11 protein-coding genes are annotated in these 14,247 nt (G+C 54.1%); 2 read left to right on the top strand and 9 right to left on the bottom strand.

Features of this window, described 5'->3' with window-relative positions; genetic code table 11:
• Nucleotides 1–71: 71 nt before the first annotated feature.
• The 7 genes from ilvN to JT718_RS01900 all read right to left on the bottom strand — a co-directional run bounded on the left by ilvN (nt 72) and on the right by JT718_RS01900 (nt 8,785).
• Nucleotides 72–680: an acetolactate synthase small subunit gene (gene ilvN / locus JT718_RS01930; RefSeq protein ID WP_205499981.1), complete on the bottom strand. Its 609-nt coding sequence runs from the start codon at nt 678–680 to the stop codon at nt 72–74.
• 21 nt (nt 681–701) lie between these two features.
• The gene (gene ilvB / locus JT718_RS01925; protein WP_205499980.1) at nt 702–2,435 is read right to left on the bottom strand and encodes a biosynthetic-type acetolactate synthase large subunit; all 1,734 of its coding nucleotides are present in this window, start codon (nt 2,433–2,435) and stop codon (nt 702–704) included.
• Entirely contained in the window at nt 2,398–4,119 is a 1,722-nt protein-coding gene (ilvD, locus tag JT718_RS01920) for a dihydroxy-acid dehydratase (RefSeq protein ID WP_205499979.1), read from the bottom strand. The genes ilvB and ilvD overlap by 38 nt, the downstream gene beginning before the upstream one ends.
• 308 nt (nt 4,120–4,427) lie before the next feature.
• Nucleotides 4,428–5,546 carry a 3-isopropylmalate dehydrogenase gene (gene leuB, locus JT718_RS01915; protein ID WP_205499978.1) on the bottom strand — a complete coding sequence of 373 codons (1,119 nt, stop codon included), beginning with the start codon at nt 5,544–5,546 and terminating at the stop codon, nt 4,428–4,430.
• A complete protein-coding gene (gene leuD / locus JT718_RS01910; protein WP_205499977.1) occupies nt 5,534–6,130 on the bottom strand; it encodes a 3-isopropylmalate dehydratase small subunit in 597 nt (198 codons plus the stop codon). The genes leuB and leuD overlap by 13 nt, the downstream gene beginning before the upstream one ends.
• 4 nt (nt 6,131–6,134) lie before the next feature.
• The gene (leuC, locus tag JT718_RS01905) at nt 6,135–7,529 is read right to left on the bottom strand and encodes a 3-isopropylmalate dehydratase large subunit (RefSeq protein ID WP_205499976.1); all 1,395 of its coding nucleotides are present in this window, start codon (nt 7,527–7,529) and stop codon (nt 6,135–6,137) included.
• 89 nt (nt 7,530–7,618) lie between these two features.
• On the bottom strand, nt 7,619–8,785 hold the full coding sequence (locus JT718_RS01900; RefSeq protein ID WP_205499975.1) for a 2-isopropylmalate synthase: 1,167 nt from the start codon (nt 8,783–8,785) through the stop codon (nt 7,619–7,621).
• Between the two features lie 147 nt (nt 8,786–8,932).
• On the opposite strand from JT718_RS01900, the gene JT718_RS01895 reads away from it, so the two are divergent.
• Nucleotides 8,933–10,480, top strand: coding sequence for a hypothetical protein (locus JT718_RS01895; RefSeq protein ID WP_205499974.1), 1,548 nt, complete (start codon nt 8,933–8,935; stop codon nt 10,478–10,480).
• Nucleotides 10,481–10,937: 457 nt separating this feature from the next.
• On the top strand, nt 10,938–12,338 hold the full coding sequence (locus JT718_RS01890; protein WP_205499973.1) for a glycoside hydrolase family 28 protein: 1,401 nt from the start codon (nt 10,938–10,940) through the stop codon (nt 12,336–12,338).
• Between the two features lie 247 nt (nt 12,339–12,585).
• Here JT718_RS01890 and JT718_RS01885 read toward each other — a convergent pair whose 3' ends face one another.
• Both JT718_RS01885 and JT718_RS01880 read right to left on the bottom strand, forming a co-directional pair.
• Complete coding sequence (locus JT718_RS01885; RefSeq protein ID WP_205499972.1) at nt 12,586–13,128, bottom strand: GAF domain-containing protein; 543 nt, start codon at nt 13,126–13,128, stop codon at nt 12,586–12,588.
• A gap of 402 nt (nt 13,129–13,530) precedes the next feature.
• Nucleotides 13,531–14,067, bottom strand: coding sequence for a YceI family protein (locus tag JT718_RS01880; protein WP_205499971.1), 537 nt, complete (start codon nt 14,065–14,067; stop codon nt 13,531–13,533).
• Nucleotides 14,068–14,247 lie beyond the last annotated feature (180 nt).

Genomic DNA, 14,247 nt, shown 5'->3' with positions numbered 1-14,247 from the left:
TCTGTTTTTTGCCTACTTTCTGAAAATCAGGCCAAAAACAGCTTTGTAAACTATTCTTCCACGCAGCAGAATTACATGGTGAACACCTTCTCGCGGCTGTTCAGGAATTCGTTCTCTACCACGTCATGGCCTGGTTCTGCCCGCTCAAACTCACGCAGTTTGCGGTTGAAGCCGTCACTGTCTTTGATGATGGCGATGCGGGCGCTCCGCACGAATTCAATCAGCCCGAACGGCTGCAGAATCTTAATGAGGTTGTCGGTTTCCTCGCGGTGGCCGGTGGTTTCAAAGACGGTGTAGTCTTTTCTGATGACCACCACGCGGGCTCCGTTTTCGCGGAGCAAACGCTCTACTTTGGCTTTTTCGGCCACAATATCTGTAGGCACTTTGTAAAGCGCCATCTCCTGCCAAATCACGTCCTCGTTGGTGTTGAAGTACACTTTGAGCACCTCTACCTGCTTCTCAATCTGGCGGGCAATCTTGCTCACGACTTCCTCGGTCTCGTGTATCACGATGTTGAAGCGGTGAATTCCCTCAATCTCGCTGGGCGAGGTGTTGAGGCTCTCAATGTTCATCTTGCGGCGCGAGAATATCATCGCGATGCGGTTGAGCAACCCAATCTGGTTCTCTGTGTACACCGTGATATTATATTCCTGCCGTTCTATTGGCGCTTGCTCACTCATCTCTTTCTTGGTTTAGCAAGGTTATTTCAATCTAATTTCACTCACGCTGCAGCCCTGCGGCACCATTGGGAACACGTTGTTCTCTTTGGTCACCATTACTTCCAGCAGGAAAGAGCCGGGGTTGCTGAGCATCTGCTGCAAGGCTTCTACCAGGTTTTCGCGCTGGTTGATGCTGCGGCCGGGTATGCCGTAGCCTTTGGCCACCTGCACGTAATCTGGGCTGGTGATGTCTACGAACGAGTAGCGGCGCTCATGGAACAGCTCCTGCCACTGGCGCACCATGCCCAAAAACTGGTTGTTCAGAATCAGGATTTTCACGTCAATGCCGCTCTGCATGATGGTACCCAGTTCTTGAATGGTCATCTGCATACCGCCGTCGCCAATCACGGCCACCACGGTTCTATTAGGTGCCCCAAACTTAGCCCCGATGGCGGCTGGTAAGGCGAAGCCCATGGTGCCCAATCCGCCACTGGTGATGTTGCTGCGGGTGTGGTTGAGTTTGGCGTAGCGGCAGGCCACCATTTGGTGTTGCCCCACATCGGTGACAATAATGGCTTCGCCTTTGGTGAGTTCATTCAATTGCTGAATCACCTCGCCCATGGTCATTTCCTCTGAGGTTGGGAACAGCTCTTCACGTATCACCGCGTCAATTTCTTTCTGCTCAAACTCCCGGAACTTGGCCAGCCACTCGGTGTGCTGTTTGGTTTCCACCATTTGGGTGAGCAGCGGCAAGGTTTCTTTGCAATCGCCCCACACGGGCACGGTGGTTTTCACGTTTTTGTCAATCTCGGCGGGGTCAATGTCCAGGTGGATGACTTGGGCCTGCTTGGCGTATTTGTCCAGACGGCCGGTCACGCGGTCATCAAAGCGCATGCCAATGGCAATCAAAACATCGCACTCGTTGGTCATCACGTTGGGACCGTAGTTGCCGTGCATGCCCAACATGCCCACGTTCTGCGGATGGTCGGTGGGCAACGCACCCGCGCCCATGATAGTCCAGGCCGCGGGAATCCCGGTTTTCTCTAGGAAAGCCTTGAATTCCTGTTCGGCGGAGCCGAGCATCACGCCCTGACCCCACAGCACGAACGGCTTCTTGGCTTTGTTAATCAACTCCGCCGCCTGGCGGATGTATTCTTTGCGCACAATGGGCTTAGGGCGGTAGCTTCTGATGTGGTCACACGGCGTGTAGCCCTGAAACGCGAACTTCTGCAGCTGAGCGTTTTTGGTAATGTCAATCAAGACCGGACCGGGACGGCCGCTGCGGGCAATGTGAAACGCCTTGGCCAGTACCTCTGGAATTTCGGTGGCATCGGTTACCTGGTAATTCCACTTGGTCACGGGCGTGGTAATGCCAATCACATCAGCTTCCTGAAACGCATCAGTACCCAGCAAATGCGCGAATACCTGACCCGTAATGCAAACCAAGGGCGTGCTGTCAATCAAGGCATCGGCGAGACCAGTCACTAAGTTGGTAGCACCGGGGCCGCTGGTAGCGAACACTACGCCTACTTTGCCGGAGCTTCGGGCGTAGCCCTGGGCAGCGTGAATGCCGCCTTGCTCGTGGCGCACCAGTATGTGTTTCAAGTCACATTCAAAGTCATAGAGGGCATCATAGATGGGCATGATGGCCCCGCCCGGATAGCCGAAGATAGTATCTACGCCTTCCACCACGAAGCCGTGCAACAGCGCTTGGCTACCGCTCAACTGGGTGTCTGTCTCAGGCAAGGCTGGGGCTTGTTTCTCTTGCGTTAACATAGGCTTCGTCTTGTAAATCGGTGATACAACCGTGGCTGGCATCACTTACCGTTCTAATGTATTTCAATAGCACCCCGCTCTGCACGTTAGGGGCTGGTCTTCTCCAATTACTTTTCCTGATGGCCAGTTCAGCCTCGTTCAGCTGCACGTCAATGGTGTTGGTGGCGGCGTCCAGCACAATCCAGTCGCCGTCTTCTACCAAGGCAATGGTGCCGCCGTCATAGGCTTCGGGGCTCACGTGGCCAATCACAAAGCCGTGGGTACCACCCGAGAAACGACCGTCGGTGATGAGGGCTACTTTATCGCCTAAACCAGCACCCATAATGGCTGAGGTGGGTTTCAGCATTTCGGGCATACCCGGACCGCCTTTGGGCCCCACGTACCGAATGACGACGACCTGACCCGGTAGAATCTTTCCGGCGGCGATGCCCTCATTCAGTTCTTCTTCAGAGTTGAACACAATGGCCGGGCCCTCAAACCGCAAACCTTCTTTCCCCGAAATCTTCGCCACGGCTCCTTTAGAAGCCAGGTTGCCGTATAGAATCTGAATGTGGCCGTCTGATTTAATGGGGTTGGAAAGCGGTCTCAACAAGTCCTGTTCCGCGCCCAGCGGTTTCACATTTTCTAAGTTCTCCGCGAGGGTTTTGCCTGTGACGGTCAGTAAATCACCGTTCAGCAATCCGGCTTCCAGCAACGTTTTCTGTACCGCCGGTACGCCGCCCAACGCGGAAAGGTCTTCCATGAGGTACTTGCCGCTCGGTTTCAGGTCGGCGAGAACCGGCACGCGGTTGCTCACGTCCTGGAAATCTTCCATGGTCAAATGCACGCCCGCGGCATGGGCAATGGCAATGAGATGCAACACCGCGTTGGTAGAACCACCCAGCACCGTAATCATGACCAAAGCATTCTCAAAGGCCTCACGGGTTAAGATGTCTCTGGGCTTGATGTCTTTCTCCAGCAGGTTCAAGATGTAGGCTCCGGTGTCAAGCGCTTCCTGGTTTTTCTCTGCGCTCACGGCCGTAGAAGAGGAAGAGAACGGCAAGCTCATGCCCAAGGTCTCAATAGCGGCCGCCATGGTGTTGGCGGTGTACATTCCGCCGCAGGCACCTGGTCCCGGGCAGGCGTTCCGGATGATGCCGCGGTAATCTTCGTCTGAGATGGTGCCGTTCAGTTTCTTGCCGTAGGCCTCAAAGCAAGACACAATGTTCAGTTTCTGGCCTTTGTACTCACCGCCTTTGATGGTACCGCCGTAAATCATCACCGACGGGCGGTTGAGGCGCGCCATAGCAATCAAGGCACCCGGCATGTTTTTATCACAGCCTACCACCGTGGCCACCGCATCATAGTAATGCGCACCGGCCATAGCCTCAATAGAATCAGCAATCAGTTCTCTACTCACCAAAGAGTAGCGCATGCCTGCGTTGCCGTTCGTAATCCCGTCGCTCACGCCAATGGTGTTGAACCGAAGGCCCACCATGCCGTTGGCCTGCACACCTATTTTCACGGCATCGGCGAGGCCGTTCAAGTGCATATTGCAGGTGTTTCCTTCAAAGCCGGTAGAGCAGATGCCCACAAACGGTTTGCGCAGGTCTTCTTCTTTCACCCCTGACCCTATCAGCATGGCCTGAGAGGCCGGAAGGCTGTCGTCTTTGGTGTAAATGCCGCTGTATTTATTTAACGCCATGGCTGGTAATTCTTTGTGATTCTTGATGTTGCTGTAAAAAAAGAGCCTTTCTACCGGGCGGGTAGAAAGGCTCCCAAAGGTTGTATGGGACCTATCCTACCCACCTTGCGGCAGAGGACAAATGCTAATAATGTAAATGACCGACCGGTGTCGCATCTGTATTCTTTTTATTTCTGTTTTTGGTCTGTTTTCTGAAAAACAGGCTAAAAACGCACCTTTATTCCTTGACTAGCGCGAGTCTCAGGACTCAAAAACTTCTATTTCCTGTTTTCGGCTTGTTTTTAGAAAAACAGGTCGAAAACGCAATTTTAGATGATGGTGCTCAAGCCCAATTCCAGGTTCTTCAGGTGCCGGAAACACTCGCCACCCTCCTGCACGTAGTCAGCGATGAAGCAGCCCACTTGCTCAGTGGTATAAGGATTATCGCTGTTCAGTTCAGGGGTCAATACCTTTCTTCGGAGGGCATAATCCACACCTTCTTTCACCAAAGTCGCCTCATCATACATTCCGAAGTGCTCCAACATCATAGCCACTGACAAAATGGTAGCAATAGGGTTGGCAATGCCTAAGCCTTTGCCCTGCGGGAAGGAGCCGTGGATAGGTTCAAACAACGCGGCGGTCTCTCCTACTGAGGCCGAAGGCAGCAAGCCCAAAGAACCGGCAATCACCGAAGCTTCGTCTGAGATAATATCCCCGAACATGTTCTCGGTGAGAATCACGTCAAACTGCTTGGGGTTCAGAATCATCTGCATGGCAGCGTTGTCCACAAACAGGTAATCAACCGCTACGCTCGGATATTCCGGGGAAATCTGCTGCACTACTTCGCGCCACAGGCGAGAGGTTTCCAGCACGTTGGCTTTGTCTACCAAGGTCAGTTTGTTGCGGCGCGTGGTAGCTGATTGGAAGGCCAGGTGCGCAATGCGCACAATTTCCTCGCGGGTATAAGTGCAGTGGTCATACGCTCCATCGGCGGTACGGCCTTTCTCCCCAAAGTAGATACCGCCAGTCAGCTCGCGGTAAATCAGCATGTCAGCCCCTTGAATGCGGTCTGCTTTTAAGGGCGAATGCTCTAATAGCACGTCATAGGCGGTTACCGGACGGATATTGGCGAACAAGCCTAAGGATTTTCTCAGGCGCAACAGCCCTTGCTCCGGGCGTACTTTGGCAGCGGGGTTGTTGTCATATTTCGGGTCCCCGATGGCGCCTAACAAAATGGCATCGGCCTCAAAGCAAGCTTGCAGCGTAGACTCCGGAAGCGGGTCGCCGGTGGCGTCAATGGCACAGGCACCCATGAGTTGCACGTCTAGCTCAAACTGGTGCCCGAAACGCTCAGACACCGCCTCCAAGACTTTCAGGGCCTCGGCACAAACTTCCGGCCCGATTCCGTCGCCGGGTAAAACGGCTATTCTTTTGGTTAATACGCCCATGGTCTGTTGCTTTCGTATTGTTCTATCGCTTCTTTCTGGTTCACTAAAAAATCAATGTCATCATAGCCATTGATGAGGCACTCTTTTTTGTAGGCATCAATCTCAAAAGAGATTTTTTCTTCCCACACCGGCACTTCCAGTTCCTGGTTCACCAGGTTCACTACCAACGTGGTCTGCGGGTCTTGCTCAATCTGGGCCAACAATCTTGCCAGCACCTCATCGCTCACCTGCAGCGGTAACAGGCCATTGTTCAGCGCATTGCCTTTGAAGATATCAGCGAAGAAGCTGGAGATGACCACCTTGAAACCGGCATCATAAATGGCCCAGGCAGCGTGCTCACGGCTACTACCGCACCCGAAGTTTTTGCCTGCCACTAGAATTTTTCCGCTATAGCGGCCGGTATTCATGACAAAATCCGCTTTGGGCTGACCAGCATTGTCAAAGCGCCAGTCTCTGAATAAATTCTCCCCGAAGCCTTCGCGCGAGGTGGCCTTTAAAAAGCGGGCCGGGATAATCTGGTCGGTATCTATATTCTCAATCGGCAACGGAACCGCTGTGGATTGAAGCACTTCAAACTTTTCCATCTGACTAATTCAGGTATTGGGTGATGTCCACAATCTTTCCTTCCACGGCGGTGATGGCCGCCACCAACGGGCTGGCCAGCAAGGTGCGGGAACCTGGTCCCTGGCGGCCTTCAAAATTGCGGTTAGAGGTAGACACGCAGTAAGCACCGGCCGGAATCTTGTCTTCGTTCATGGCCAGACAAGCGCTGCAGCCCGGCTCCCGTAGCTCAAAACCAGCTTCGGCGAGCACTTTGTCTATGCCTTCTTCAATGGCTTGTTTCTCTACTTGCTTGGAACCCGGCACAATGATGGCCTCTACGTGCGGGGCCTTTTTCTTGCCCTGCACAAACCTAGCCACCTGGCGCAAATCTTCAATGCGGGAGTTGGTGCAAGAGCCAATGAACACGTACTGAATCTCTTTGCCCAGCAACGACTCACCCGGCTGGAAACCCATGTACTGCAATGATTTGCTGTAGCTGGCTTGCTCACTTACTGGCACCTCCGTTGGAATCAGGGCGTCAATGGCCATGCCCATGCCCGGGTTGGTCCCGAACGTAATCATGGGCGCGATGTCGGCGGCGTCAAACGTCAGTTCTTTGTCAAAGGCGGCTCCTTCTTCGGTGAACAAGGTTGACCAGTAGGCCACCGCCTGATCCCAGCGCTCTCCCTTCGGCGCGAACTCGCGACCGTTCAGGTAATCAAAGGTGGTTTGGTCAGGGGCAATCATTCCGCCGCGGGCGCCCATTTCAATGGACATGTTGCAGACGGTCATGCGGCCCTCCATGCTCAGGTTGCGGAAAGCACTGCCCGCATATTCTACAAAGTACCCTGTTGCTCCACCGGTACCCAGCTTGGAAATCACGTAGAGAATAATGTCTTTGGCCGTTACGCCGGGTCTCACGTCCCCATCAACGGTGATGCGCATGCTCTTGGGTTTGCTCAGCAGCAAGCACTGGGAGGCCATCACTTGCGCTACCTGGCTGGTGCCAATTCCGAACGCAATGGCGCCAAAGGCTCCATGGGTAGACGTGTGGCTGTCGCCGCACACAATGGTCATGCCCGGTTGGGTGATGCCCAGTTCCGGCCCCATTACGTGCACAATGCCTTGCTTCTCATGCCCCAGGCCGTACAATTCAATGTTGTGCTTGGCGCAGTTCTCGGTGAGTTTATCTACCTGAAACCGGGACAGCGGCTCCTGAATAGGCAGGTGCTGGTTCTTGGTAGGTACGTTATGGTCGGCGGTAGCTACAATCTGCTCTTTGCGGAACAGCGGCAAGCCGCGCGCCTCAATCTCATCAAACGCCTGCGGACTGGTTACTTCATGTATGAGGTGACGGTCAATGTAAAACACATCTAACCCACCGGGAATGGACTTCACTACGTGAGCGTCCCAAATCTTATCTAATAATGTCTTTGCCATAGTTGTCACGTTTGTCATCTGGTAAGGCTGCTCTCTTCTACTTTTTCCTTCTCACTTATGCCATGTACTTTCAAGATGACAGCGGGTATTTAATTTGCAGAAACCAGATTGTCCTGCTCCACCATTAAATGGAGGTCTTCGTCTACTACTTCTTTCTTTCTGTCTGCTACTTCCAGGAAGGCGGTATATGCTTTATCTAAGGCTTCTTTCTCCAAAGCATAGCCCAATTTTTGCATGCGGTACGCCAGGGCAGCTCTGCCGGAGCGGGCGGTGAGCACAATGGAAGAATCCTCGGCCCCTACTTCTTTGGGGTCAATGATCTCGTAGGTCTCACGGTGCTTGATCACGCCGTCCTGGTGAATACCGCTGCTGTGCGCGAACGCGTTAGCGCCCACAATGGCTTTGTTGGGCTGCACTTGCATGCGCATCATGTGTGATACTAGGTGCGAGGTCTCCGTCAGCAGGCGAGTATTCACGCTGGTATCCAGGTTCAAATAAGGGTGCTGGCGCAGGATCATGACCACTTCCTCCAGGGCCGTGTTACCCGCGCGCTCTCCTACCCCGTTGATGGTGCACTCAATCTGGCGGGCCCCGTTAACGGCCCCCGCGATGGAGTTGGCGGTGGCCAAGCCCAAATCATTGTGGCAGTGGGTAGACAGCGTTACATTCTGCACGCCCCGCACATTCTCGTACAGGTATTTGATTTTGGCGCCGTACTCATTGGGCAGGCAATAACCGGTGGTGTCGGGGATGTTCAGCACGGTGGCCCCGGCTTTGATCACGGCCTCGCACACCATGGCCAGGAACTCATTGTCGGTGCGGCCGGCGTCTTCGGCGTAGAACTCCACGTCTTCCACAAAGCTTTTGGCCAGTTTTACCGCGGCCACGGCCCGTTCAATGACATCGGCCTGGGTGGTGCGCAGCTTGAACTTTACGTGTGATTCAGAAGTACCAATACCGGTGTGGATTCTGGGGTAACGGGCCGGTTTAAGGGCCTCGGCAGCCACCCTGATGTCGTTCTCCACGGCGCGGGTGAGGCCGCACACGGTGGCCTCTCTGGTTTGGGCCGCAATGGCACGCACCGCCTCAAAGTCGCCGGGGCTGGAAACCGGGAAGCCCGCCTCAATCACATTCACCCCCAGAAGCTCCAGTTGCCGCGCAATGACCAACTTCTCCTCCATGTTCAATTTGCAGCCGGGCACCTGTTCGCCATCGCGCAACGTTGTATCAAATATTTGTATCTTCTGAACTGACATTGTTTATTTGGCTTCTTGTTCTGATACAAAGAAGTGCGTACTAATACTAGATAGAAAAACAATTTTACCCGCGCCTACTATTTCCAAGCACTGCATTCTAAAAGACAACCGCCTAAAAATCAATATTTTACCTCTCTTTCACTTACAATGCCCAACCAAAATATTGATCCTGTTTTTCAATTAATCAAAGCCCTCACCCCCTCAGAGAAACGGCACTTCCGGCTGTTCACCAACAAGAGCGGCTCCAGTGAGGATTTGAAGTTTCTGCAGTTGTTTGACGCCCTGGACCAGCAGGAAACCCTGAACGAGGAGAAGATCTTAAAGCAGGTGCCCAGCATTAAGAAGGCGCAACTAGCCAACCTCAAGAACAACCTGTACAAGCACCTGCTCTCCAGCCTGCGCACGTACCACGCCCCGCAGAACCTGGACATCCAGCTGCACGAGCAGCTGGACTACGCCCGGGTGCTCTACAACAAGGGCTTTTACCAGCAAAGCCTCAAGCTGCTGGACAAGGTGAAGAGCACGGCCCTGGAGTACGAGCTGCCGCACATTGCCCTCACGGCCATTGACTTTGAGAAGCTGATTGAAAGCCAGTACATCACGCGCAGCCTGAGCGGCCGGGCCGAGGACCTGAGCCAGGAAGCCACCCAGGTGGCGTCTCACCTCTTCCGGATGCACCAGTTCTCCAACGTGGCCCTGCGGCTGTACGGGCATTACCTTAAGGTGGGCCTGGCCAGGAACCAACAGGACCATGAGGCGATTTCGGCCTTTTTTCAGGAAAACGTGCCCCAAATAGACCTGCGCACCGCCGGCTTTTATGAGAAGCTGTACTACTACCAGGCGCACGTGTGGTACCACCTCATGACCCAGGACCTAAAAGCCTGCTACCGCTTCGCCCAGAAGTGGGTGGACCTGTTTGATGCGTATCCGCACATGAAGGAGCGCCGGCCGGTGCTCTACATCAAGGGCATGCACAACCTGCTCAACGCGCTCTACAACCTGCTCTACCACTCTAAGTTTGTAGTGGTGCTGCGCCAGCTGGAAGAGTTTGCCGATGATCCCAAGCGCCGCTCTAACCCCAACATTGACACGCTGCTTTTCCTTTACATCTATACCAACAAGATCAACGCGTACTTTCTGGAGGGCAAGTTCACCGAGGGGTTGCAGGTGATTCCGGGGGTGCTCAAGAACCTGGAGGGGTTTCAGGCGCAGCTAGACCCGCACCGCATGCTGGTGTTCTACTACAAGATTGCCAGCCTCTACTTTGGCAGCGGCAACTTCAAGAAAGCCATTGAGTACCTCAACAAGGTCATCCACCACCGCAACACCAGCCTGCGCGAGGACCTGCAGTGTTTCGCCCGCATCCTGAACCTGATTGCGCACTACGAAGCCGGCTACGACGATGACACCCTGGATTACCAGATCAGGACGGTGTACCACTTCCTGGGCAAGATGGACAACCAGCAGCAGATGCAGGTAGAGATCTTCCGTTTTCTGCGCAATGTGGGAAATATCGCCCCAAATCAGGTGAGGGAGGCGTTCAAAGACCTGAAGGAACGTCTGATGGCCATCTCAGAGAATCCCTACGAGCGGCGGCCCTTCCTGTACCTGGACATTATCTCCTGGCTGGAGAGCAAGATTGAGAACGTGCCCGTGCAGGAGATCATGCGCCGCAAGGCCGGCCGGTTGAAATAGGACCTGGATTTCAGCAGCTGTTGAGAAGGAGCAGATTTAGGTGTAGAGGGGCTATATAGGTTGGTGGATTGAATCAGCTTTGATGGACCATTCCGTTGGCTCGTGGGATGTAGCTGGGGTAGCGAGATGATCTGAAATTTCTTTGGCCGAAGAGTATACATCCTAACTCCCTTATATAGAACCGATGTAGGGTTTCTCCTTTTTCATCTATAAGGGCTACATCTGGCGCAAGCGTCCGCTGGTGCCGCCGTTTCAGGGCTACTTTTCAGACAACCGCCCAGAAACAGGGAGCTTTGTACGCGCAAGGCATAAGCGGCGCTTGCGCCAGGGACAAAACCAAAAACGCGAAACAGCTTTATTTTCAAAAATATGCTCTCTCCATAAATCAGGTTTAATCCCGGTTTAGAAAGGCATTTTGTGCTACCTTTAGTCTTTTCCATCACCTACTTGTCAGCACATGAAGCAGCAACCAAGCCTCTCAAAACTCTTTCAGGCACCCTTTGCGCACAGGAAAAGCTACCGCTGGTTTCCGGTAGTGGGCATGGTGCTTGCGGTAGCCCTGCTGGCCGCCTTCAGGACCGCGCCAGACCCCAAGGAAGCAATTCTGCAGCGCATCAAGCCTCCGGTTATTCCTAACAGGCAGTTCAACATTACCCAGTTCAAGAGCGCTTCGGCCAACGGCACCAACTGGAAGCCGGCCTTTGACAAAGCCATGCAGCAGGCAAAGAAGAGCAAAGGCGGGCGCATTGTGGTACCGGCGGGCACGTACAAGATCAACGGGCCCATTCACTTCCAGTCCAACACCGAGCTGCACCTGCAGGAAGGGGCTGTGCTGGTGTTCAGCGCCGAGGCCGACCATTACCTGCCCGTGGTGAAAACCACCTGGGAGGGCACCTTCCTCTATAACTACAGCCCGTTCATTTACGGCTACCAGCTCAAGAACGTGGCCATTACCGGCAAGGGCACCATCAAGGCCGAGGATGCCCAAAGGTGGGCCAAGTGGCGCGCCCAGCAGAAGCCCGCCCAGGACGAGAGCCGCGCCATGAACCACCAACGGGTACCCATTGAAAAGCGGGTGTTTGGCAAAGGCCGGTTCCTGCGCCCGCAGCTGATCCAGTTCTTTGAGTGCGAGAACATTCTGGTGGAAGACATCAGGATTGAGGATTCGCCGTTCTGGTGCATCCATCCGGTGCTGTGCAGGAACGTGATTGTGCGCGGGGTGCAGTTCAACGCCCATAACCTCAACAACGACGGCATTGACCCCGAGTTCACCGAGGATGTTTTAATTGAGAACATTTCCTTCAACAACGGCGACGACAACATTGCCATCAAAGCCGGCCGCGACCATGACGGGCGTGCCTCCAAGCGTAGCAGCCAGAACATCATTATCCGTAACTGCCGGTTCATGGGTTTGCACGGCGTGGTCATGGGCAGCGAAATGTCGGCGGGGGTGCGCAACGTATACATTGAGAACTCCACCTTCGCGGGTAAACTCAAGCGCGGGCTCTACCTCAAGTCCAATGCCGACCGGGGCGGCGAGATTGCCCACATCTACGCCAGCAATATCGCCTTTGGCGAGGTAGAAGACCTGATCATGATCACGTCCAAGTACAAGAACGAGGGCCAGGGCTACCAAACCGACATCCACGACATCCACTTCAACAACATCACCTGCCAGAAGGCCACCGGCTACGGCATTACCGTGGAGGGCTTCGCCGATAAAAAGGTGCGCAACCTGTTCTTCAACGGCATCACCATTGACACGGTGAACATTCCGGTGAGCATTGTGAACGCCGAGCAAGTGGAGTTGCAGAACATCTGGCTGGGCGGCAAGAAAAGCACCGCCTCTGTTGAATAACAAGTTGGTTTAGGGCCTGTTTTCCGGAAAACTCCGGCCAAACAGCCAGGGCCGGCTTCGCGGTAGCAGTGAGGGAAGTGCCTGGCACAGGTCCACAGCAGCGGCAAAGGGCTGGTTTCCGGTGAGAATCTTGTTTTTCACCGGATTTCAGGAAAACAGCCCTAAAACCTGGGCGGCTGGCCCTTAAAAACAGAAAAGCCTGCGTTTTTGGAGACGCAGGCTTTTTTGTTTTTATACGCATGGGGCGCTAGGCAAAGGCCCGGCCCTTCTGTTCGGTGTAGAGGCGGCATTTCCAGAGTTCCAGTTCATCCATGGCCAGCTTGGCCATGTACTCCAGGGTTACCTGGTCTTCGGGGGTAAAGTCGCGCGGGGTTCTGTCCACCACGCTCACTGAGCCCAGGGCGAAGCCGTCATAGGTGGTCAGGGGCGCGGCGGCGTAAAAGCGGAGCCCAAACTTGCCGGCCACCAGGGGGTTGTGCTGCAGAAAGGGTACTTTGGAGGCGTCTTTGATCACGGTAGCCTCTTTTTTTAGGATGGACAGGGAGCACAGGCCCACGCCCCGATCCAGGGCGGTTTCCCCGTCCATGCCCACGCTGCCCTTAAACCAAACTTTGTCTGCGTCTACAAAAGAAACCAAGGCAATGGGTACCCTGAACATGTGGGCCGCCAGGGCCGCAATGTGCTTGAAAGCCCCTTCGGTTTCAATCTTTAAAATCTGGTAATCGTGTAGTCTTTGAACCCGATCAGCCTCATTGTCTGGGATGATCTCCATGCCAAAAGTATTCTTCATTGCCATAAAAACTTGACGCTCCTACTTCTCTTCTTGATGTGGGGACACCTGCTATACGTATAGATAAGCCTATGGTTATAAAAAAAATTACACTGCTTACCAAAATATTTCAAAATACACATATTTTGCGGCAGCTATTTTTCGTTTAGCGCTGTTTCCCAACCGGTTACCGGGCTGCAGTTCCCCCGCACTTTTCAATCTTCAAACAAAAACCATTCCTTCCTTGCCACTTTCCTCCGGTCTGGCCCAACTTTTACCAGAGAGGCTGTTTTCTGCGCCTAGCTTCTGCCCGCTCCTGTTCTGGGCAAGCTTCTATTGTAGCGCCCGTTCTGGCAAAGAGCCGTAAACAAAAAAAGGAGCCGTTTTAGGGCTCCTTTTCTGTTTTGGGGGTGAAAACGGCGGTTACGCTTGCTTCACTAACTGAATCTCGGCGTTCAGCCTGATTTCGTCGCTCACCACCACGCTGCCGGCCTCGGTCACGGCGTTCCAGGTGAGGCCGAACTCCTTGCGGCTGATCTTGCCGGTAATGGTGAAGCCGGCCTTGGTCTGGCCGTACGGGTCTACCACAATGCCGCCGAACTCCACGGCCACAGTCACCGGCTTGGTGGTGCCCCTGATGGTGAGGTCGCCGTGCAGTTGGGCAGTGTCCTCGCCCGTTTTCTCGTAGCGCTGGCCCACGAACCGAATCTCGGCGTGCTGCTCGGCCTCAAAGAAATCAGCCGACTTCAGGTGCGTGTCGCGCTGCTCGTTGTTGGTGTTAATGGAGTTCACGTCGGCGGTGAAGAGCACGCTGGAAGCGGTAGCGAAATCATCGCCCTGGGTCTCCACTTCCACGTTGAAGCGCTGGAAGTAGCCGGTCACGGTGGTGATCATGAGGTGTTTCACTTTAAACTGCACTTCGCTGTGCGTGGGGTCTAGCACCCATTTGGTAGTTGCCATAGTGGTAGGTTTGGTTTACTGAAGCTTGTTGGTGACAGAAAGGCCCCTTGCAGGAACCCGAAGCTCCCCGTTTGGGTTGGCCTTAATTAATGTACCTACATATATACACGTTCTGCCCCACTCCTGCAAATCTGGTTCTGGTTTTTAGTGCTTTTCTGGAAAAACAAGCCCAAAACAGGA

The sequence above is a fragment of the Rufibacter psychrotolerans genome (assembly GCF_016924645.1).
Lineage (GTDB): Bacteria > Bacteroidota > Bacteroidia > Cytophagales > Hymenobacteraceae > Nibribacter > Nibribacter psychrotolerans.
This window is presented reverse-complemented; position numbering and strand designations above follow the sequence as displayed.

Bases quoted from the DNA above. Each gene is read 5' to 3' on its own strand.
- ilvN (WP_205499981.1), bottom strand. From the start codon at position 680: ATGAGTGAGCAAGCGCCAATAGAACGGCAGGAATATAATATCACGGTG.
- JT718_RS01895 (WP_205499974.1), top strand. From the start codon at position 8,933: ATGCCCAACCAAAATATTGATCCTGTTTTTCAATTAATCAAAGCCCTC.
- ilvB (WP_205499980.1), bottom strand. From the start codon at position 2,435: ATGTTAACGCAAGAGAAACAAGCCCCAGCCTTGCCTGAGACAGACACC.
- JT718_RS01890 (WP_205499973.1), top strand. From the start codon at position 10,938: ATGAAGCAGCAACCAAGCCTCTCAAAACTCTTTCAGGCACCCTTTGCG.
- leuB (WP_205499978.1), bottom strand. From the start codon at position 5,546: ATGGGCGTATTAACCAAAAGAATAGCCGTTTTACCCGGCGACGGAATC.
- JT718_RS01885 (WP_205499972.1), bottom strand. From the start codon at position 13,128: ATGAAGAATACTTTTGGCATGGAGATCATCCCAGACAATGAGGCTGAT.
- JT718_RS01880 (WP_205499971.1), bottom strand. From the start codon at position 14,067: ATGGCAACTACCAAATGGGTGCTAGACCCCACGCACAGCGAAGTGCAG.
- ilvD (WP_205499979.1), bottom strand. From the start codon at position 4,119: ATGGCGTTAAATAAATACAGCGGCATTTACACCAAAGACGACAGCCTT.
- JT718_RS01900 (WP_205499975.1), bottom strand. From the start codon at position 8,785: ATGTCAGTTCAGAAGATACAAATATTTGATACAACGTTGCGCGATGGC.
- leuD (WP_205499977.1), bottom strand. From the start codon at position 6,130: ATGGAAAAGTTTGAAGTGCTTCAATCCACAGCGGTTCCGTTGCCGATT.
- leuC (WP_205499976.1), bottom strand. From the start codon at position 7,529: ATGGCAAAGACATTATTAGATAAGATTTGGGACGCTCACGTAGTGAAG.